At 45.4% G+C, this 368-nt stretch carries 1 pseudogene; it reads left to right on the forward strand.

The annotated features are described in order from the left end of the window. Positions 1-136: 136 nt before the first annotated feature. A pseudogene (locus tag ACTQ3A_RS13970) lies at positions 137-368 on the forward strand (group II intron reverse transcriptase/maturase); the annotation flags it as partial.

The following is a 368-nucleotide window of genomic DNA, read 5'->3' on the forward strand; positions in this document are numbered from 1 at the left end:
AACGAGGCGGTGCTGAACATGCAGAAGTCAGCGGAGGTCATAGTAGGGATATGGACATGGAAACATGGACATGCTAACCGAAGGACCGAATCAATAGGAGTCTTAAGTATGACCGAGAAAGGAGGAATGACCGTTAATGGCAGAAAACATTGAAAACAATGGCTGTTCGCAAAGAGATAGTGCGGAACACAACGGGTATGCGAAAGCGCCTAGGTCATTCAATCGGATATGGAAAGAAAGAGACAGTGCACAGCCGAAGCTCTTGGAAGCGATACTGTATAAGGACAACTTTAATAGAGCGTATAAAAGAGTTAAGGCAAACAAGGGAGCGCCAGGTATTGATGGAATGACTATTGAAGAGGCACTTC

It is taken from the genome of Bilifractor sp. LCP21S3_F8, assembly GCF_052117805.1.
GTDB lineage: Bacteria > Bacillota > Clostridia > Lachnospirales > Lachnospiraceae > Bilifractor.